Below are 19,071 nucleotides of genomic sequence, written 5' to 3' on the forward strand. Positions count from 1 at the left end.
GCCTCGACCGAGCAGACGTTCGCGGATCGGATAGCAGGCAGGGGGTGCGGGTGACCGCTCCTGACGGGACTACGCTCCCGGCGTGACGCTGCTGATCGCGCTGGGCGTGCTCGCGCTGCCGTTCCTGGCGTGGGCAGCGGTGACGGTCGTCCGCTCGCCGTGGGTCGCGTTGAGTCTGTACGCAGGCAGCGTGCCGTTCGGGTCGGCCGTGAGGGTCCCGGGACTGGCCGCAGGTGGCGTCGGCACACTGTCGAGCTTCCTTGGGTTCGTTGCGATCGGGGCGTTCCTCCTGCAACTCGCAGGGGGTTGGCGCCGGACGCCGCGGCTCGATCCCGCGCTGCCGGTGTGGGTGATGCTGCTCGGCGTGGGCGTTCTCAGCTACCTCTGGTCCATCGCGCCGGCGCAGACGCTCGACGATCTCCTGGTCCTCGCTGCTCTCGTGGCCCTCTACGCCGTCGCCGTCCTCACCCCAGCCGGCGGGCGGGAACGTGACCTCCTCGAGGTGGGGATCGTCGCAGGCGGCGTGATCGTCGGCATGTTGGCGCTCGTCGACCTGGCGACGGGTTCGTTCGCGGCTGGCCGGTCGGGACGGTTCGGACTGGCCGGCGGCGGCGCTGGTGGGGAAGCGGACCCGAACATCACGGCTGCCGCGCTCATGCTCCCTCTCGCCATCGCGCTCGGACGAGCGGTCCGGGAACGCTGGCCAGCCCAGTGGTGGTGGCTGGCTGTCAGCGTCCTCGTGTCTGTCGGGCTCCTGAGCACCGGGTCGCGTGGCGGGCTGCTCGGAGGTCTCACGGTGGTCGTCGTGCTGGTCTACGTCTTCCGACGGACCGGCGCCGGCCTGCGACTCGCCGCGGCGGCGATCGTCGTGTTGACGGTGGCGGGAGCGGTGGCCCCGGACGCGACGATGGAGCGTCTGCTCACCCGCCGTGGGTCGACCGGCCGTACCGCGATCTGGGCGGTCGCTGCCCGCGAGTGTCCGACGTACTGCTGGATCGGAAGCGGTTGGGGGACGTTCCCGGAGGTTCACCAACGTGCGCTGCTCTCGGATCCCGCCGCGCAGGGCAACCAGTTGCGCTTCGAATCCCACAGCGTCTGGATCGGGACGCTGATCGAGGCGGGTCTGCCGGGTCTCGTCCTGCTGATCGTCGGGCTCGCGCTGACGGTGCGTTCCGTACGGGCACTACCCCGTAACCTGCGTGCCCCGCCTTTGGCGGGACTCGCCGGGCTCATCCTGACGAACAGCTTCCTCGGCACGATCGAGTTCAAGTACTTCTGGCTCGTCCTGCTCTACGGGGTCGTGGTCGTGAACGCGCAGGATCCGGTCGGCAGAGGTCCGCGTCCGGCGGAGGACGGAGTCCAGGCAGTACGGTTGCCGCATGGATGAGGCGACGGTCGAGGCGCCGCGACGGCTCCTCTGGGGGGCACGTCGCTACGCCTGGTTGGTCGTGCTCGCGGTCATCGGTCCGGTCGCGCTGGCCGTCGCGCTCTCGCCTCGGCTGGTGCAGGACGAGACCTACACGGCCCGTGCGCTCGTCATCGCGAGCGACCTCACGATCCAGGCCGAGCAGCTGGCCCGACTGGCAGAAGCGATCTTCAACGGCGGCGAGGTCGCTGAGAACGCGGTCCAGCGCTCAGGGCTGCCCTTCGACCCGCGTACGTTGATCCCCCACCACGCGCAACTGGAACCGCTCGAGGACAACGTCCTCCTCCAGGTCGTGGGGCGGGCCGGCGATCCCGAGCTCGCGTCCCGCACCGCGAACGGCGTCGCCGAGGCGCTCATCGACGAGCTCAACGAGCCGGGGCCCGGGGTCGGGACGTTCGAGATCCAGGCCGCGGCCCGTCCACCTGCGGAGCCTGATCCCCGCCCCAGTCCAGCTCTCGTGTTCGCGATCGCGATCGTCGGGGGTGCTTTGCTCGGTGCCGGCACGGTCGGGCTCATCGTGGCGATCCGGCGCCCGGTACTGAACGCACGGGAGGCGTCGGATAGCGCGGGGGTCGGGGCGATCGGAGCCCTCGCGCTGCCGACCCGAGGAGCGCAACTCGACCCGCTCCGGGTCCACGGGCTGTCCGCGCTCCTCAAGCGGGTGTACCCCGCCGGGACGGGGACCCAGGCGTTCATCGCGCCGCGCCGAGGCGACCGCACGCGCACCCGCGTGTCGAAGCTCGTCACGCGGGGCCTCGCGCGACGGGGGCCGGTGGCGTACGTCCCGGGGGCGGGGGAGCGTTCCGAGGTCGAGGATCTTCGGGACGATCCGCGGATCGTCGTCTCCGAGAGCCTGGCAGGCGGCCTGCTCGACGAGCGGTGGCCCGTCGTGATCGACGGTCCCTCAGCGGCTGGTATCGACATGCCGCAGTTCATCCCCCCCGATGCCGGTGTGGTCCTCGTGGTCGGGGAAGGCACACCGGAGGGGGCGGTCCGGCAGGCGGCCGAGCTGTTCCTCCCGGGTGAGCTGACAGGCGTGATCTACATCGAGCGGCTCAGATGGTGGCGCGCCCGCCGCCTCCGGGCATCAAGGAAGCCCTCGCGTCGTCCCCCGGAACAGCAAGAGGGCGAGCGGGACGGGTCGCGAGGGGCCGAGGAGCACGCCGGCGAAGGTGGAGCGTCACCGTCGCGGAGTTCCGAGGTCGATCGTCCTGCGCCGTCACGAGCGGAGACGGCGTACCACCGATCGCAGGGGAGAGAGGAGCGGGGCGGTCCGTAGCGCGAGGTAGGGCCGGCTCGTCTTCAGGCGCAACGTGCCGACGCCGTTGCCGTGGTGGACGCCGACCCGCGGGACCGCGTAGCGGCCGAACGTTTCCCTTCTCTCAGGGAGCCCGAGCGCGTGGGTGTAGCCCGCCCGCTGTGCCGCGCGTCGAACACGCTCGTCGTGCAGCCCCCGCGGGTACGCGAGGTACGGCACCGGTTCGCCCAGCAGGTCCTCGAGGATCTCCCGGCTCTGCCGAAGGTCCTGTTCGCACTCGTGATCGCTGAGCTCCGGTAGTCGGAGGTGCAGATGGCTGTGCGACCCGAAACGGATGCCAGCCGTGTGCATCTCCAGGATCTCGTCACGCCCCATCGTGTCCAGTCCCCCGGGTGGTTGAGGGACGTCCAGCCAGTTCACCTCGTTCTGCTCCCCGGTCAACGTCCCGGTCACGATGAAGACGGTCGCGGGCAGCCCGAACTCCGCGAGCACGGGGAACGCGTGGTCGTAGACCGAACGGAACCCGTCATCGAAGGTGATCGCGGCGGTCGTCCGCGGCAGACGGTAGGAGCTGTCCATGAGCTCGAGCGCTCGATCCAGTGGGACGACGGCGCGTCCGCGCGCGAGCCACGCGGCGTGCCGCCGGAACGTGCTGGGGGGCACCGAGAGTGCGGCGGTCCAGGCGGGTTCGACCGCGTGGTAGCAGAGGATCGTCACGGGCCCGTCCGAGCGGTGAGGGGATCGCACCTTAGTGCCGGGCGACGGACCAGCACGTCGCGTGCGGCTACCGTTCTGACCCGTATCACCCAGCCGCCGTCGGAGTCGCCGTGCCACTCATCTCCCGGTCCCGGCGGCGCGCGTTCGTCGTAGTAGCCGTGTCGGTCGGGCTGGCGATCGCGGTCTGGCTCGCGTTCATGGTCCTGGACGCCCTCGCCGCCCGGGACGCTCTGGTCGAGGCGCGCGCTGCGCTCGGTGACGTGCGTGAGAGCCTCGGGAACGCGGAGGTGGAGGAGGCCGAAGCCTCGGCCTCCCACGCCTTCGATGCCACCGTCCGGGCGGGGGCCCGCATCGACGGTCCCGTGTGGTGGTTGGCGCGGCGCTCTCCCGTCATCCGACGGACCGCACTGACGATCACCCACGCGGTCGGCATCGCTACGGCCGCTGCCGACCTCAGTGGAGACGTCGTCCCCCGCGCGAACGAGCTCCTGGGACCCGACGGTGAGCTGGCCGTCGCTGGAGGGGACGGGCGCATCGACCTGGAGAGCATCCGCAGGGCCGAAGGCGTGCTCCAAGAGCTCGGCACCGGCGCTCTGGAGAGCTCGTACGAGGCCCTCGCGGACACGCCCGCGACCTTGCTTCCAGCCTCCGTCCTCGATGGCCGGAGGGATGCGCTCGAGCTCGCCGGCCAAACGCTCGAGACGATCGACGACGCCCGGACCCTCACACGCGTCCTGCCCGACGTCCTGGGCGACGGCGAGGAGCGTCGGTACCTACTCGCGATCCAGAACAGCGCCGAGTTGCGCGGTACCGGTGGCCTGATCGGGTTCCTGGGTGAGCTCGTCGCCACGCAGGGTCGGGTCGAGTTCCGCGGTCCCATCGACGCGTCCGAACTGGAGCCGGCGACCGGGCCGCCCGTTCAGGCGCCCGACGAGTTCGAGGAGCGCTACGCGCACGTCGAGGCGACATCGTTCCTGAAGAACGTCAACGTCGATCCCCACCTGCCGATGACGGCACCCGTCCTGCTCGCCCTGTACGCCAACGCCACCGGTGACGTGCTCGACGGGGTCATCATGGTCGATCCCGTGGCGTTGCAGATCATCGCGCGAGCGACAGGTGTGGTGGACGTGCCCGACGAACTGCTCGAGGGTGTCGAGGATCTTCCTGACCCGCTGCCACCCGACGAACTCGCGCGGGTCGTGATGTTCGATGCGTACCAGGAGTTCGGAGGTAGCAGCGAAGAGCGCGATCGGTACCTGGCTGCGGTCCTGACCTCCGCGTTCGAGCGTCTGATCGTGATGGACTGGGATCCCACGGTCATGACCCGACGCATCGGCATCGCCGGGGCGCGCCGCCACCTGCAGATCTACAGCGCGCGCGAGGACGAGCAACGCGCTCTCGAGTCGCTCGGAGTGGCTGGCGCCATGCAGCCCCGACCGTGGGGTGACCTCCTGGCGATGTCGGCGAACAACGCGGCTGCGAACAAGCAGGACGTGCACGTCGGGCACGGGGCGCGCCTCGATCTCACCCTGCGCATCCCCGTTCCCGACCGTCCGACGGACGCCGAGCGCCACGCCCGGTTCGAGGTGATCGTGGACAACCCACTGCCCTCTTCCGGCCTGGACCCGTACATCATCGGCTCGCGCCCGGGTGGCGCAGGTTCCGATTCGGGTCCAACGGGGGCACCGGGACTCAACCGGACGTGGTTCACCGTCTGGTCCCCTTCTGAGACCCGGGTCCTCGCGGGGAGGGATGGCCAGGACCAGCCCATCTCGGTGACCACGGGAGGGATCCACGACCAGACGGCGGTCGACCACTACCTCGAGACGCCGAGTCGAGAGCGTCGTTCGTTCGAGCTCGACCTGTCGGGGCCGATTGAGCTACGACGTGACGGGCCGGACCTCCGCTACCGGCTGACGCTGTGGCGGCAGGCCAAGGGGATCCCCGATGACATCGAGGTGTTGATCCGCGCTCCTCGGGGATGGGAGGTCGCCGACGCGTCGTTGTCGGGCGGGCGTCAAGGAGGCGACACCGGTCTGGGAACGGACGTCCTGGATGGACCTGAGGAGCCGACGCTGGAGCGACACCGGGGTCATGTAACCGTCCGCGGCGAGGTGAACACCGACGTCGTCATCGAGTTGCGGCTCGCGCGAGGGCCGATGCAGCGCTTGGGGGATCGGCTCACGAGTTGGCTCGGCTGGTGACACGTACGAACGGTCGGTGACGTCACCGTGACGAAACGTAACTAGCCACCGCTACACTCGTTAGGCACGGTGACGGGTACCTGACGTTGGGCTGCCGTGGGAAGGCTGAGCATGTGGAAGAGAGCCGAGTTGATCGTGCTACTCGCCATGGCCGTGCTCGTCCTGCTGGTCGGGGGGGCTTCCGCGCAGGAGGAGCCGTACCCGCCACGGGAAGGTCCCACCCGGGTCCTGCCGACGACGATCGAGCGTGAACCAGCACCCGGTGACGAGGGTCTCGAGGGGGAACCCGCCCCGGATGTCGCGGCGGACGTCGACGAGCGGCAAGCCCCGGCGCCCGACGAGGTCTCGGGCGAGCGGCAAGCCCCGGCGCCCGACGAGGTCTCGGGCGAGGGGCTCGCGCGCACAGGTGTTCCGACAGCGACGATCCTGAGCGTGGCGGTCGTGGTCCTGGCGGGCGGTGGCCTGCTCTTGTGGAGCCAGCGCCGGTCGCGTCGCGCGGCGGGCAGCTGAGCACGATCAGGAACACGAGCGCGCGTGATCTCCGACCGCGTGTCGCGTGTCCTGGTGGTCGACGGTAGTCCAGGCCAGAACCGCTCGGCCCTAGCCACGGTCAGGGCACTATCCGAGGCCGGCTACTCCCCGTGCGTCACGATCTCGGCGCGTCGCTCGCTGGCTTCGTCCTCCCGTCATGCGGCAGGTCAGGTACGGGTGCCACACGCCCACGAGGCTGGGTTCTACGAGTCGGTCCGGACCCTCACCGAGCGCGGGGAGTTCGCGGCGACGATCGTAACCAGCGACGCAGCTATCTCCGCGCTCGGTCTCCCCGAAGCGGAGCTCATCGACAAGTCGCGCTTGGAACAGCTCGTGCGTGACGTCGGGTTGCCCGTTCCCACGGGGCGCCGGTTCGATGATGATGACGCGCTACGAGCGGCCGCCGCGGACCTCGACTACCCGGTGGTGGTCAAGCCCGTCGTCAAGCAGCGTGCTCTCGCCCCTCCCGCCCGGGTCGTACGTCGCCCTAGCGAACTCACCGCTGGGCCACGCAGGGCTGCCGGTCCCCTCATCGTGCAGACGTGGATCGACGAGCCCCTGCGCGCGGTGTCGGGGGTGATGCACGAGGGGCGGATGCTCGCCTGGGTGCACCAGCGGTACGTGCGAACGTGGCCGCGGGACGCCGGGGTGTCCTGCTTCGCCGTGACGGTGGACCCCGACCGCGGGCTCGAGGACCGTCTGCAGCAGCTCCTGCAGCGCCACACCGGGGTGTTCCAGGTGCAACTAGCGGGCGATCACGTCCTCGATGTCAACCCTCGGGTCTACGGTTCTCTGCCTCTCGCCGTGGCCGCTGGAGCGAACCTGCCGGCGATCCACTGCCGCGCGCTGCTCGACGGGGAGGCCAGCCAGCTCCACCGGGCACGCATCGGAGTGCACTACCGGTGGGTCGAGGGCGACGTCCGGCACGTGCTCGGGGCGGTGCGGGCCGGCGACGTCGGTGCCATGGGTGCCTGGGAGGCGCTACGACCACGCAGAGGTACGGTCCACAGCGTGCTGCGTCTCGATGATCCCGGTCCGGTCTTCGCTCGCCTCGCTCACACGGTCTCCCACCTGTTCCGGGACGCGGACCGACGTGGGTGACGCCAACCACGGACCCCCGGACGTACCGGCCGAGGACCTAGCTCTCCTGGAGCGTCTCCCGCCGTCACGCTGGAACGACAACGGCGTGCCGACCGTGCAGATGTTCCGCGACCGCCAGCTGGCGTCCCAGGTGGCCGGTGAGGTCCTGGCGGACCATCTGTACCCCGGCGGGCTCCGGACCTCGCCACTGGGACCGGGATGGTCGTCGGACATCGATGCCCACGTCCGCCGGTTGCCTCCTCGCGAGGAGATGTCAGGGCGGGGCTGGGTGGCGCTCGACGGCCTGCTACGTCAGGTCGGGGTGCGGACCTCCGGCCGGTGGGCGGTGATCGAGGACGGACGTGTCCTGTCCGCACTGGACCTGGAACCGATCCCACCCCCGGATCCGTTGCGTAACGTGTTGCGACGGTGTGAACGTCGCGACGAGGTACGGCTGCGAGAGGTCCTAGAGGTCCGCGCCCTGATGCGTCAGGGGCACCACCCCTCCGTGCGAGACGGGGCGCTCTCCGTAGCGGCCGACATCGAGGCCGCCTTGGGTGGCGACCAGCTCGAGCGCTGGCGGACCGGCGCGCGACCTCCGATCCCCGCACCGCTCGGCCGCAGGAGCAGGCTCCGGCGAGGGCTCGGCCGTGTTCGACGCCGGGTGACCCCTCGCGTGGTCGTCGCCATCAGCGGCGTCGACGGCGCGGGCAAGTCCACTCTCGTCCGGCAGCTGCGGTCGGACCTCGATCGCGCGGGCGTCCCCAACGGACACGTGTGGGCTCGCCCCGGGAACGACCTGGGATGGCTCGACGCGGTCGCGCGTCTGGTCAAGCGTCTACTGGGTCGGTCGACCGCGCCGAGCGTCGGCGCCGCGGCCCGGGGGGAGGGCGCCGAGCTGCCGTCGCGTCGCGGGTTCGTGGGCTGGATGTGGTCGACCCTGGTGACCGTGTCCTTCCTCGCGCATGTCTGGCGTCAGCACGTGAAGACGCGTGGCGTGGTCCTCTACGACCGTCATCTGCTCGATGCCCTGGCCACGCTCGACGTCGTCTACGGGGACGTGGACCTGGCGTTCCAGCGATGGCTGGTCCGGAGGGGCCTGCCCACCGCTGACCTCGCCGTGCACCTCGATGTCCCTGCGGAGGTCTCCGTGCGACGCAAGCCCGACGTCACCTTCGGCGAACGCGCCGTGCGGCGGCAGCTCGAGGTGTACGACCGGTTGGTCAACGCGAGGGACGACGTGGTCGTGCTGGACGCGACCCGATCCCCGTCGGCCATCGCGCTGTGTGTCTTCCACCGACTGGTGACGACGTGACCGCGACCGTCCAGCTCCGTCCGTGAGCCCGGATCCCTCCACCGACGACGACCCTGCCGACGACCAGATCGACGGCACGCAGCGCACGTCTGCGCGAGCCGAGACCACCAAGAGCATCCGCGGCTCGAGTCTGCTCCTGGTCGGGCGCATCGTCGCGATCGGGCTGAACTTCGCCATCCAGGTGCTCGTGGTACGGGTGCTGTCCAAGGCGGACTACGGGGCGTTCGCGTACGGCCTGTCCATCGTCAGTTTCGCGCGCACAGCGGTGAGCCTCGGCCACACCCGTGCCGTCACTCGGTTCCTGTCGATCTACGAGGAGGAGGACGACCGGGGGAAGCTGTTCGGCACCCTGCTGATGGAGGCCACCCTCATCCTCGGCATGGGTGTCGTGCTGACCCTCGGGGTCCTCGCCCTCCAGGGTCCGATCGCTGCCTCCGCAGGACAGCGCACCGCCGAGGTGGTTGCGGTCATGATCCTCCTCGCGCCGGTCGAGGCCTTCGATGATCTCGCCGAGGCCGTGTTCGCCGTCTACTCCCGGCCGCGGGCGATCTTCGCTCGGAAGTACATCCTGACCCCCCTCATGCGCCTCGGTGCGGTGGCCTTGCTCCTGGTGCTGGAGGTCGGGGTCATCGTCCTGGCCCTGGGGTACGTGATCGCTGGAGCGCTCGGGCTCCTCGTGTACGCGGCGATGCTCTCGAACCTCTTCCGACGTCGTGGACTGTTGGCCGGGCTCTCCTTGCGGAGCCTCTCGATGCCCTTCCGTGAGGTCTTCACCTTCGCGCTGCCGCTGCTGACGCACGAGCTCGTGGTGATCTCGATGAACACCGTCAGCGTCGTCCTGTTGGGTCACTTCAAGACGGAGGAGGCGGTAGCGAACTTCCGGTCCGTCTTCCCGGTCGCGCGCCTGAACCACTTCGTGCAGTGGAGCTTCGCGCTGCTGTTCGTGCCCCTGGCGTCCCGCCTGTACTCGCGTCGCGATCACGAGGAGATGCAGCGCACCTACTGGCAGACGGCCGCGTGGCTGGCGGTGTTCTCCTTCCCGGCGTTCGTGCTCACGTTCCCCCTCGCTCTACCCACGACGGTGACGCTGTTCGGCGAGCGGTACGTGAGCTCCTCGGCGGTCCTCGCGCTGCTCGGGCTCGGCTACTACCTCAACGTCTGCTTCGGTTTCAACGTCCAGACGTTGCACGTCTACGGGCGTCTCGGATGGATCGCCGGAGCCAACGGGTTCGTGGCGGTGCTGAACGTCGGTCTCAGCTTGCTCCTGATCCCCCGCTACGGCGCGGTGGGCGTGGCGATGGCGCACGCGGTGACGTTGTTCACGCAGAACCTGGCGAACCACCTGGGTCTGCGTGGCTTGGGGTTCCGCCTGATGGACCTCGGGTACGTCCGGATCTACCTGTCCGTGGCGGCGGGGATCGCCGGCGTGTGGGCGGTTCAGCAGATCGTCCGGCCCCCTGCGATCGTGTCCTTCGCTCTGGCCGCCGCGGTCTCCGTGGGGATGGTCCTGGTGAACCGCCGCTCCCTTCGCGTCGTCGAGACGTTCCCGGAGCTCGGCAGACTGCCGGTCATCGGTCGACTCCTCGCGACCCCTCGTCGACCGGAGGAGTTGGAACCGTGAACGTGCTGTTCGTGGTGGGCCCCGGCCGGAGCGGCAGCACGATCCTGGCCAACGTCATCGGGGAGATGCCCGGCGTCTTCGCCGCTGGGGAGGTCAGGTGGCTGTTCCGGAGAGGGATGATGGAGAGGCGGCTCTGCGGTTGCGGTCATCCCCCAGCGGACTGCGACGTATGGGGTCCGGTCATCCGGGATGTCTCGGCGGTGGCGCCAGCCGACGAGATCGTGTCCTGGCAGCACGAGGTGGCGTCTCTGTCCCGCCGCTGGAGGTTGCTGAGAGGCACCGATGACACCGACGTCCTCGATCGGTACGCCGCGGCGATGCGGACGGTCTACGGGAGTCTCGTTCGGACGACGGGAGCGGATTGGATCGTGGACAGCTCGAAGCGTCCGCAGGATCTGGCGGTCGCACTGCGGGGTGCCGGTCGAGACCGGGTCGCGGTCGTTCACCTCGTGCGCGACCCGAGGGCGGTGGCCGCATCCTGGTCCAGGACGAAGGCCCAACCCGATCGTCCAGAGGGCGGCAGGATGCGCCGCAACCCGCCGCTCAAGAGCGCGCTGCGGTGGGTGGAGATCAACCTCGGCGCGGAGGTGCTGCGACGAGCGCGAGCGCCGCTCGCGTGGACGACGGTCCGCTACGAGGACCTGATCGCGGACCCTCGATCGGTCTTCGGGAAGGTGGCGGACCTGATGGGTCTCGACCGCGACGGGTTGCCGTTCACGGGCGATCGGACCGTGGCGTTGGGGCCCAACCACACCGTCGCCGGCAACCCAGACCGGTTCAACCGGGGGGAGGTCGAGATCCACCGGGACGCTGGGCGGAGTGAGGGGCTGCCCGCCTCGCATCGGGCGGTCGTGTCGGCGATCACGGCTCCGTTTGCCCGGCGTTACGACTACCCGCCCCGGCCCTGAACCCGAGGATCGTCGACGATCCCGGAGAGTTCGGCGGCGAGCCGACGGCGCTCCAACGCGTCCAGCACGTGGCGTCCAGGACCAGAGCGGAACGGACGGGCCAGGCTCGCGGCCCACCGGTCCATCAGGATCAGCACCAGCGAGGCGTTCAGCGAGCCCGACGATACGCCGGGGTGGCCCCTCAAGAGCGCGTTCTCGAGCGGTCCCAGCGCCGAGTCGGGCGGCAGCATCCCCCCCGTGAGGACGCGGGCGCGGTTGACGCGGAGACTGGCAACGAGGTAGGCGAGGTCGTCTTCGACGGGGACGCGCCAGCGGGCGAGCGGATCGATCATCAGGATCCGGCCGTCCCGCCGTACGAGCACGTTGCGGGGGGCGCAGTCGCCGTGGCCAGGTCCGGCCGCCGGATCGGCATCCGCTCGTTCCTCCGCTGCGACGGAGACGGCCTGCGACAGGAGACCCTGCGGGGCGCCGCGGGCGATCAGCCATCCGCTGTAGCTACGCAGTGCCGTGCGGTAGTCGTCCGGGGTGCACCGCCGGGAACCATCCAACTGCAGTTCCAGGGAGTGGAACACGCCCAGCCACGTGCCCGCGGCTTCGAAGAGGTCAGGGAGGCGGTCCCGCAAGGCGGAGCCTCCGGGCCGGGAGGCGTCGACGAGCAGGTCCCGGAGCGACCGGGACGCCACCTCCTCGATCAGCAGCGCCCCGTGCTCCTCGAGCAGGTCGAGAGGACGTACCGCGGCCAGACGCCGATCGTCGATGTCGGCGAGCCGGGCCCACATCCCCCGTAGGGCTTCGTACTCGAAGGTGAGCTTCCGGCTAGCGTCGTCCGGATCCCCGAGCCGCGGTCGCGACGGGGGTCCCTGGCCGTGTCGCGCCTCCGGTGGCGTCGCGACCTTGCAGAGGATGAACACCTCCTGCGCGCCGGCCGAGATGCGGAACCGGAGCAGGTCCGAGCGCTGACGGCGGTGCCCGGACAGGTGGTCCACCGTGATATCACGTGCGGAGAGCTGCGGGTACCAGTCCGCGGCGTTGCTCTGGATGTGGTCCTGGACCATGTGCGCGAGCGTCACCGAGCCAGCTCTCGGTACAGCTCATCGAGCTGGTCGAGCATCCGGTCGAGACCGAACCGCTCCTCAGCCAGCAGCCGGCCGTTCTTCGCCATCTCCTCGCGACGGCCCGGGTCACTCAGTAGGACCTCGAGTGCATCGGCAAGGGCGTCCGGATCCTGGGGCGGTACGAGCAGACCGGTCTCGCCGTGAGCGACGACGTGCGGGATGTCCCCGACCTGCGTGGCCACCACCGGCAGACCACTCGCCATCGCTTCGAGGATCGACAGAGGCATGGCTTCCCACCACGACGGTAGGCAGAACACGTCGGCCTCCCGATAGCACTCGGCCATGCGGTCGTGAGGCTGCGCGCCGAGGAACCGCACCTCGGAACCCGCTGCCGCCCGGACCTCCCGCTCGGCTTCGACGCCCTCGTCGGGGGTGCCTCCGACGAGACGGAGTTCGTGCTCGACTCCCCGTGCTGCGAGCTCGTCGGAGGCACGTACCAGGTCGATGACGCCCTTCCGCGGGGTCAGCAGACCGACGTACAGGATGATGGGTCGTCCGCTCGTCCGTGCGTCGCCGGGGTCGAACGTGTTCACGTCCACTCCGTTGCGGATCAGGCGGACCCGCGCCGGACCGAGCGCGCGGGACAGCGCCTGCCGTTCGCCTTCGGAGACGGCGACGACGACGTCAGCCGGTCGCAGGGCCAGCCGCACGAGCAGCCTGCGGAGCGGTCCACGCAACCACGTTCGGATCTGGCCGCCGTGAGCATGCACGACGACGCGGGCACCTCGTAACCGGGCGACGAGAGCCAGTGATCCGGCACGCAGGATGGTGGTGAACGGTACGAGCGCCGAGTGGAGGTCCACGACGTCGGTGTCCTTCGCCTCGCGCCAGACCGTCCCGGCATCCTCGATCGTGCGGAGCACGTTGCCGGCCGTGAGGCGTCCCCCCTCTCGAGGGAGATCCCGACGCGAGAGGTTCGCGAGCCGGAGGTCGTAGGACGTCGCGAGCCGGCTGGACAGCACGGTGCGCAGGAGCGCCGCGATCCCCCCGCGATCGGGTGGCCCTTTGCCGATGAGCAGGACCCGGGTCACCGGCGCAGCGGCACGGAGGCCGGAGCGTGGACCGCGCACATGACGGGGTCCACGAGGGGAGCGTTCAAGACCACGGCTCTCCCGTCCGAAGAGTTAACAGAGCGAATTCACGCGAACACGTTACGTGACCGACCGGTCCGATGCGCGGAGAGGGTAGAACAACATGCGAGTGGGGGGATCCGTTCGGACGACCGTCACGTTGGCGGCGGTCTTCTCGCTGCTGCTCGTGCTGCTGCAGCCCGGGCCGCGGACCGCGACGGCTGCCGAACCGGCGCTGCGAGCGTTCTCAGCGGACTCCTTCTGGAACACGCCCCTGCCGACCGATGCTCCCCTCCACGCCGAGTCGGGGCGGATCATCGACTTCCTCAAGCACGACAACGCCGAGAACGGCTGCTTCCTGCTCATGGGAGCGGGTAGTGACAAGTGGGGAGAACCCATCTTCTGGGCGGAGACGGGGGACCGCGAGTACGACGTGGTCGGCACGCGCTACTACCTGCCTCCGGAGTTCGACCGTCTCCGCATCCCGGCGGAGGCCAAGGCGGCCGCCAACTCCGACCAGCAACTCGTGATCTACGACCTCGAGCGCGGGTACGTCTCCTGGCTCTGGAAGGCCACCTACGACCCGACGCTGGACATCTGGTCGGTCGGCGGGGGCAGCATCGCGTACCTCGCTTCGGACGGCCTCCACGCCAAGCTCCCGGGAGCCGACGAGGCCCGCAACACGGGCAGTCACCGCGGGCTGAACGGCGCGATCACGGCGGTGCGGTACGACGAGGTCCAGGCCGGCGCGATCGAGCACGTGCTGAAGATCGGCATCAACTCCGTCCGCGACGAGCACCTCTTCCCGATGATCGGGTCGGATGGAGATTCGTTGGATCGGTACGCGCCGCCCCAGGGTGCCCGGCTCCGGATCAAGCCGTCGGTGGATCTGTCCCGGTACTCGCTGCACCCACAAGCGCGCCCGATCGCGAAGGCCATGCAGGAGTACGGCGTGATCGTCGGGGACTCGACCGGGGCGCCGATCGCGCTGAAGCTCGAGGACACCGTCACCGAGGGGTACGGACAGCTCTGGGAGCTGTCGAAGCAGGCGCTGTGCTCGATCCCGATCGAGGCCTTCGAGGTGATCGACTACGGCTACGTCCCGCCTGCGGGCACCAGGTCGACGGTCGGGGGAGGGACCACCGATGGTGGGACCACGACGGATGGTGCGGATACCACCGACGGGGGCACCACCGACGGTCCGGCGTGGTCCTGGCAGCGCCTCGCGGGGGAGGACCGGATCGGGACGGCTGTGGCGGTCTCGAAGACGAACTGGGAGCAGGCGGACACCGTCCTCATCGCGCGGGCTGACGACCCTGCAGACGCGCTCAGCGGGACGGCGCTCGCCGGAGCCCACGATGCTCCGCTGCTGATCACGATGTCCGGTGGACTGCACTCGGCGGTCGAGGCGGAGGTCAAGCGGCTCGGTGCGACGCGTGCCTTCGTGCTGGGCGGTCCCGGTGCCCTGTCCGACCAGGTCGTGCGTGATCTGCGTTCGGCTGGCGTCGCGACGGTGACGCGTGTGGCCGGACCGTCGCGGAGCGCGACGGCGGCAGCGGTCGCGGCGAAGCTGCCCGTTCCCTCGGGGGGCACCGCGTTCCTGGTGCGCGGGGACTCGTCCCGGACGTGGGCCGATGCCCTTGCCGTCTCCGGACTGGCGGCTCGCAGAGCTGCCGCCGGTCAGGCCTGGCCGGTCCTGCTGGTTTCGGACGACGTGCCCGAGGCGACCCTTTCCGCTCTCGCGGACCTGGAGGTCTCTGAGGCCGTCATCGTGGGCGGCACGGCGGTCATCCCGACCACCGTCGAGGACCGCCTCCGGTCGAAGGGTCTCGACGTGCGTCGCATCGCCGGGCGTGACCGGTACGAGACGAGCCTGCGCGTGGCCATGATGGACAGCGCGGTGACCACGAGTCCGCTGGTCGCGGCGACCGGGTCGAACTTCCCCGACGGCCTCGCGGCTGGGGCGCTGGCTGCGCGTCTCGACGGCGTGCTGCTGTTGGTCGGATCCCAACCGTCCAGCGCGCAGATCTCGTGGGTCGCGTCGACGATGCCAGCTGGTCGCGGGATCGCGGTCGGAGGTGAGGCGGTGCTGTCCGGTCAGGCGTTGGAGGGGCTGTCCTCCGGCGTCTGATCGACGTCCCCGGCTGGCCGCACGCCCACCGCCATCCAATCGGCGTACACGGTCCGCGCTGCAGCCAGCAGCTCGGCGTTCGGGGGTACCTCGAGTTCACGTCGGAGGCCGGCCTTCCGCTCATCGCGCTCATCGGACGGACGGGCCACACGCTGCTCGTTGACCGCACCGGTGGGCTCCTCCGCGCGGTTCATCCGCTCGACGGTGCGCAGAACCTGGGCGTCGTTCTCGGGGGTGTTCTCGTAGCGGTGGAACGAGGTGCCGAAGCGACGGTTCAGCTCGTCCACTACCGCCCCGACATCCTCGATCACGACCTCGAAGGGAGCGACCACCACCTGGTCGCGGACGGGGCGCAGCGTGCGGTAGTAGTCGATCCAGTCCCTGAGGCTGTCAGCGAGAGCCAGTGCCGGACGACGTATGACGTGGGAGGTGCACGCCTCGGCGGGGTCGCGCAACAGCACGATCGTGGGAACGCCGAGGTGGACGGCTTGCAGGATGTGTGCGGGAGCATGTAGGTGGCGAGCGATGCGCAGATCCGCGTTCGCGGACCTGATGGCCGCCACCGTGAACGTGTTGCCCGACCGCATCGGCCCCTCGACCACCAGTCGGGTCGAGCCGTCCACGATCAAGCCGCGGCGCGAGGGACGCAGCCGGTTCAGGAGCACGTAGGGCAGCCGTCGGTGCGTGAGAGGACGGCGCACCAGGTGCCATGCCCGCACGAGCGGGTCGAGTACGGACATCCTCAGCGCTCCGGTGTGCCGTCACGCAGCGAGCGCAGGGCACCTTCCCAGAAGCCTAGACCCCAGGCGACGTGCATCGCGGCGTAGGCGAGTGGGAGCCACCTACGCGATCGAGCCGGGAGCCGTGGGGCGTTGACCGCGCTCGCGAGGGCCAGGGCGACGGGGTACGGGGTGGCGATGAGGCCTCCCAGCCGGGGACGCCGAACTGCCAGGACGACAGCGAGCACCCAGGACGCGATCAGTAGGGGGGCTGCGAAGTGACGTGGTCGGGCCGTCCCGGGTTGCAGCGTGATCGTCGTCGCCTTCCCGCGTCCGTACCGCCGGTACTGGTCGAACAGCTCCCGGATCGTCTGCCGGCTACGCCACTCGATCCGCATGGCGGGATCGAACAGCAGTTCGCGGCCGTACGAGCGGACACGGAAGTCGAACTCGTAGTCCTCGTTCACGTTCAAGCGTTCGTTCCAACCACCGAGTTCTCGTGCGAGGTCGACTGGGTACGCCCCGAACGGCACGTGGTCAACGGTCTGGCGTTCCGTGCCGTAGTGGTAGGTCGAGTCGCCGATCCCGAACCGGGAGCCGTGCGCTGCGGCGATGGCTCGGCCTGCCGGAGTGCTCCCCACCGCGTCCTTGCGTCCCCCGACACCGCCCCAACGCCCCGTCCGCAGGTTCTCCACGGCCCGGGTCACGTACTCGGATGGGATGGTCGAGTGCGCATCCACACGTACGAGCCACCTCCCCTCCGCTTCTCGCAGCGCGAGGTTCAAGGCCTGCGGGATCCGCCGCTCAGGGTTGTGCAGGAGACGGACGCGGGCATCCCGCTCGACGTACCGGCGCACGATGGACGGGGTGGCGTCGTCGGAGTCCCCATCGACCACCAGGATCTCGAGTCGCCCGTGATCCTGAGCCAGGATGGAATCCAGGCAGGGTCCGAGATGCCGCTCCTCGTTACGTGCGGGCACCACGACCGTGACGAGGTCTTCCGACCCGGCGACATGATCGAGACGCGGGGGCGAGTCGGTTCGGGGGCTCATGCGCCTCAGCGTCGCCCGAACAGGGTCGGCACCGTCCGTGCGAGGATCACGAGGTCGTACCACAGCGACCAGTTCTCGATGTACCGGTTGTCGAAGCGGGCGCGATCCTCGATCGAGGTGTCGCCCCACAGTCCGTGGACCTGCGCCCAGCCGGTCATGCCGGCCTTCATCCGAAGCCGGTCGCCGTACCGGGGTATCTCCTGGGAGAACTGGTCCACGAAGTGTGGCCGCTCCGGTCGTGGTCCGACCAGCGACATGTCGCCGCGGAGGACGTTGATGAGTTGTGGCAGTTCGTCGAGGTGTGTGGGCCGGAGGAAGCCGCCGATGCGCGTGACCCGGTCGTCGTCATCTACCGACCATTGCGTGTCGCTGTCGGAGTTCTGCGCCATCGTGCGGAACTTCAGCAGGGTGAACGGTCGCCCGTCCTTCCCGACCCGGGTCTGCTTGAACAGCACGGGTCCGCGATCCTCAGCCTTGACGATGAGCGCGATGATCGTCATGACCGGCAGGGCAAGGACCAACAGGAGTGCCGAGAACGTGGCGTCGAACACCCGCTTGCCGTGACGCGCGAGTCGCCACCCCAACGGCTGCTGGAGAGGAACGAGGGGGAAGCCCCAGAGGTCGTCGGCGTGGGGGTTGGCACGAGCAACGCCGAGTTCGAAGAACCGCGGGAGGATGTGGAACCGAGCAGGGACGTCCCGGCAATCGCGGAGGACGCCGACCATCTCCTCCTCACGGGTGGCGCCGAAGGCGACGATCGCGTGGCGGATCCGGTTGGCCAGGAGGATGACGTCGAGGTTGGTGGTGCGACCGAGAACGGGGAGGGCGAGGTCGTCCCCGTCGTCGACATCGTCGATGAAGCCGACGGGCTCCAGGCCGTACTCCTTGCGTCGCTCGAGGATCCGAGCGACGGCCTGCCCCGTGACGCCGGCGCCTACGATCGCGACCGGTTCGAGGCCGATCCCGCGGGAGCGCAGTGCACGCACCGTCGCCTGTCCTAGTGCGCGAGCCACGAGCGCGGCGCCCGTCGCAGCGAACCCGAGTCGGAGGTACGCCGGAAGAGACAGCGTGGGCATGAACGGCCCCGCGATGAGCGCCCCCACCGCGACCCGGCCGAACACGCCGGCTGCCGTGTCAGCCAGTCGCGGGAGGAGCCTCGGCGCGCCCCCGATGTTGAGTACGAGCCCTGACACCGCAGCGAAGACCGCTGCCCAGATCTGCTCGAGACCCAACAGGTTCGAGACGCCGAACACCAAGGCCATCTCCAGGAGCGGCGTGACCGAACGGACCGCCATCGGGACGACGGCCGTACGGACCCCGGACGTCGCTGGTTCCTTCCCCAGCGCGACGGGTCCCTCTACGCTGCCACTGTCTCTGACTCCGAGGGGCGGCCTCGTCGAAACGACCGGGAGACTGTCGACGGCCATCGTGCCCCTCCACTGGTCTGGACGCCCGGGACCCTCTCGCGGAATAGGGATCTCGTGAGGCCTGCTTCGCCCCTGTTAACGAGCGTCGACACGAAGAGTAACGATAGGTAACTGACCGTCCGCCGTCCGTCATCCCGGCCGTACGGCCGAGACGACCCCGCCGAACGGACGTGGGGCCGGAGGCTTCGATCTCTCTCTGCGCTCGCGTGTTCACGTTCCGCTTCACTACTTTATGAATTTATTACACTACGAAGCGTAACCTTCCGCCCTCCCGATCGTTAGCACCTGCGACGCGTAAGGCGATCGTGAGATCCCCGAGGGCGTCGAGTGGGGCGCGATGATGTTCATCGACGCCGCCGAGGCGCCGCGGGTTCATGAGCCGGGGCGGTTGCGCGAGTGGACGCTGTTGGGCGTGCGGATGGCGGCGGTGTGCCTGCTGGCGATCGCGCTGGCGCGGCCGGTGACGCAAGCGTTTGGCGGCGGCGGCGGCGGCGGCG

16 protein-coding genes are annotated in these 19,071 nt (G+C 69.7%); 10 read left to right on the top strand and 6 right to left on the bottom strand.

What is annotated here, in order from left to right:
- Positions 1–82 precede the first annotated feature (82 nt).
- Positions 83–1,387, top strand: a complete 1,305-nt coding sequence (locus KY469_20160) for an O-antigen ligase family protein (protein ID MBW3665415.1) — start codon at positions 83–85, stop codon at positions 1,385–1,387.
- Positions 1,380–2,705, top strand: a complete 1,326-nt coding sequence (locus KY469_20165) for a hypothetical protein (protein ID MBW3665416.1) — start codon at positions 1,380–1,382, stop codon at positions 2,703–2,705. Before KY469_20160 ends, KY469_20165 begins: the two co-directional genes overlap by 8 nt.
- On the opposite strand, the gene KY469_20170 is transcribed toward KY469_20165, so the two are convergent.
- Positions 2,646–3,401 (bottom strand): polysaccharide deacetylase family protein, encoded by a 756-nt coding sequence (locus KY469_20170; GenBank protein MBW3665417.1) that lies wholly within the window; start codon positions 3,399–3,401, stop codon positions 2,646–2,648. The two genes, KY469_20165 and KY469_20170, sit on opposite strands and share 60 nt — an antisense overlap.
- Before the next feature lie 110 nt (positions 3,402–3,511).
- On the opposite strand from KY469_20170, the gene KY469_20175 reads away from it, so the two are divergent.
- The 6 genes from KY469_20175 (at position 3,512) to KY469_20200 (ending at position 11,060) form a co-directional block, all read left to right on the top strand.
- A complete protein-coding gene (locus KY469_20175; GenBank protein ID MBW3665418.1) occupies positions 3,512–5,605 on the top strand; it encodes a DUF4012 domain-containing protein in 2,094 nt (697 codons plus the stop codon).
- 111 nt (positions 5,606–5,716) lie between these two features.
- Positions 5,717–6,115, top strand: coding sequence for a hypothetical protein (locus KY469_20180; protein ID MBW3665419.1), 399 nt, complete (start codon positions 5,717–5,719; stop codon positions 6,113–6,115).
- Between the two features lie 198 nt (positions 6,116–6,313).
- The gene (locus KY469_20185) at positions 6,314–7,237 is read left to right on the top strand and encodes an ATP-grasp domain-containing protein (protein ID MBW3665420.1); all 924 of its coding nucleotides are present in this window, start codon (positions 6,314–6,316) and stop codon (positions 7,235–7,237) included.
- Entirely contained in the window at positions 7,230–8,531 is a 1,302-nt protein-coding gene (locus KY469_20190) for a hypothetical protein (GenBank protein ID MBW3665421.1), read from the top strand. The genes KY469_20185 and KY469_20190 overlap by 8 nt, the downstream gene beginning before the upstream one ends.
- A 22-nt stretch (positions 8,532–8,553) precedes the next feature.
- Positions 8,554–10,152, top strand: coding sequence for an oligosaccharide flippase family protein (locus KY469_20195; protein ID MBW3665422.1), 1,599 nt, complete (start codon positions 8,554–8,556; stop codon positions 10,150–10,152).
- The gene (locus KY469_20200) at positions 10,149–11,060 is read left to right on the top strand and encodes a sulfotransferase (GenBank protein ID MBW3665423.1); all 912 of its coding nucleotides are present in this window, start codon (positions 10,149–10,151) and stop codon (positions 11,058–11,060) included. Before KY469_20195 ends, KY469_20200 begins: the two co-directional genes overlap by 4 nt.
- On the opposite strand, the gene KY469_20205 is transcribed toward KY469_20200, so the two are convergent.
- Both KY469_20205 and KY469_20210 read right to left on the bottom strand, forming a co-directional pair.
- A complete protein-coding gene (locus tag KY469_20205; GenBank protein ID MBW3665424.1) occupies positions 11,042–12,130 on the bottom strand; it encodes an aminoglycoside phosphotransferase family protein in 1,089 nt (362 codons plus the stop codon). The genes KY469_20200 and KY469_20205 overlap by 19 nt on opposite strands.
- Positions 12,127–13,206 carry a glycosyltransferase family 4 protein gene (locus KY469_20210; GenBank protein MBW3665425.1) on the bottom strand — a complete coding sequence of 360 codons (1,080 nt, stop codon included), beginning with the start codon at positions 13,204–13,206 and terminating at the stop codon, positions 12,127–12,129. Before KY469_20210 ends, KY469_20205 begins: the two co-directional genes overlap by 4 nt.
- 163 nt (positions 13,207–13,369) lie before the next feature.
- Between KY469_20210 and KY469_20215 the strand changes: the two genes are divergently transcribed.
- Complete coding sequence (locus KY469_20215; protein ID MBW3665426.1) at positions 13,370–15,376, top strand: cell wall-binding repeat-containing protein; 2,007 nt, start codon at positions 13,370–13,372, stop codon at positions 15,374–15,376.
- Here the strand turns inward: KY469_20215 and KY469_20220 are convergent.
- Genes KY469_20220 through KY469_20230 form a run of 3 tightly spaced genes read right to left on the bottom strand, consistent with a single transcriptional unit; the run spans position 15,343 to position 18,442 of the window.
- Complete coding sequence (locus KY469_20220; GenBank protein ID MBW3665427.1) at positions 15,343–16,116, bottom strand: hypothetical protein; 774 nt, start codon at positions 16,114–16,116, stop codon at positions 15,343–15,345. The two genes, KY469_20215 and KY469_20220, sit on opposite strands and share 34 nt — an antisense overlap.
- 2 nt (positions 16,117–16,118) lie before the next feature.
- Positions 16,119–17,147, bottom strand: a complete 1,029-nt coding sequence (locus KY469_20225) for a glycosyltransferase family 2 protein (protein ID MBW3665428.1) — start codon at positions 17,145–17,147, stop codon at positions 16,119–16,121.
- A 5-nt stretch (positions 17,148–17,152) separates the two neighbouring features.
- Positions 17,153–18,442, bottom strand: coding sequence for a sugar transferase (locus KY469_20230; GenBank protein MBW3665429.1), 1,290 nt, complete (start codon positions 18,440–18,442; stop codon positions 17,153–17,155).
- 469 nt (positions 18,443–18,911) lie between these two features.
- On the opposite strand from KY469_20230, the gene KY469_20235 reads away from it, so the two are divergent.
- Positions 18,912–19,071, top strand: a 160-nt coding sequence (locus tag KY469_20235) for a BatA domain-containing protein (GenBank protein ID MBW3665430.1), incomplete at its 3' end; no start/stop codon positions are given.

This window comes from Actinomycetota bacterium, from assembly GCA_019347575.1.
Taxonomy (GTDB): Bacteria; Actinomycetota; Nitriliruptoria; order Nitriliruptorales; family Nitriliruptoraceae; genus JAHWKY01.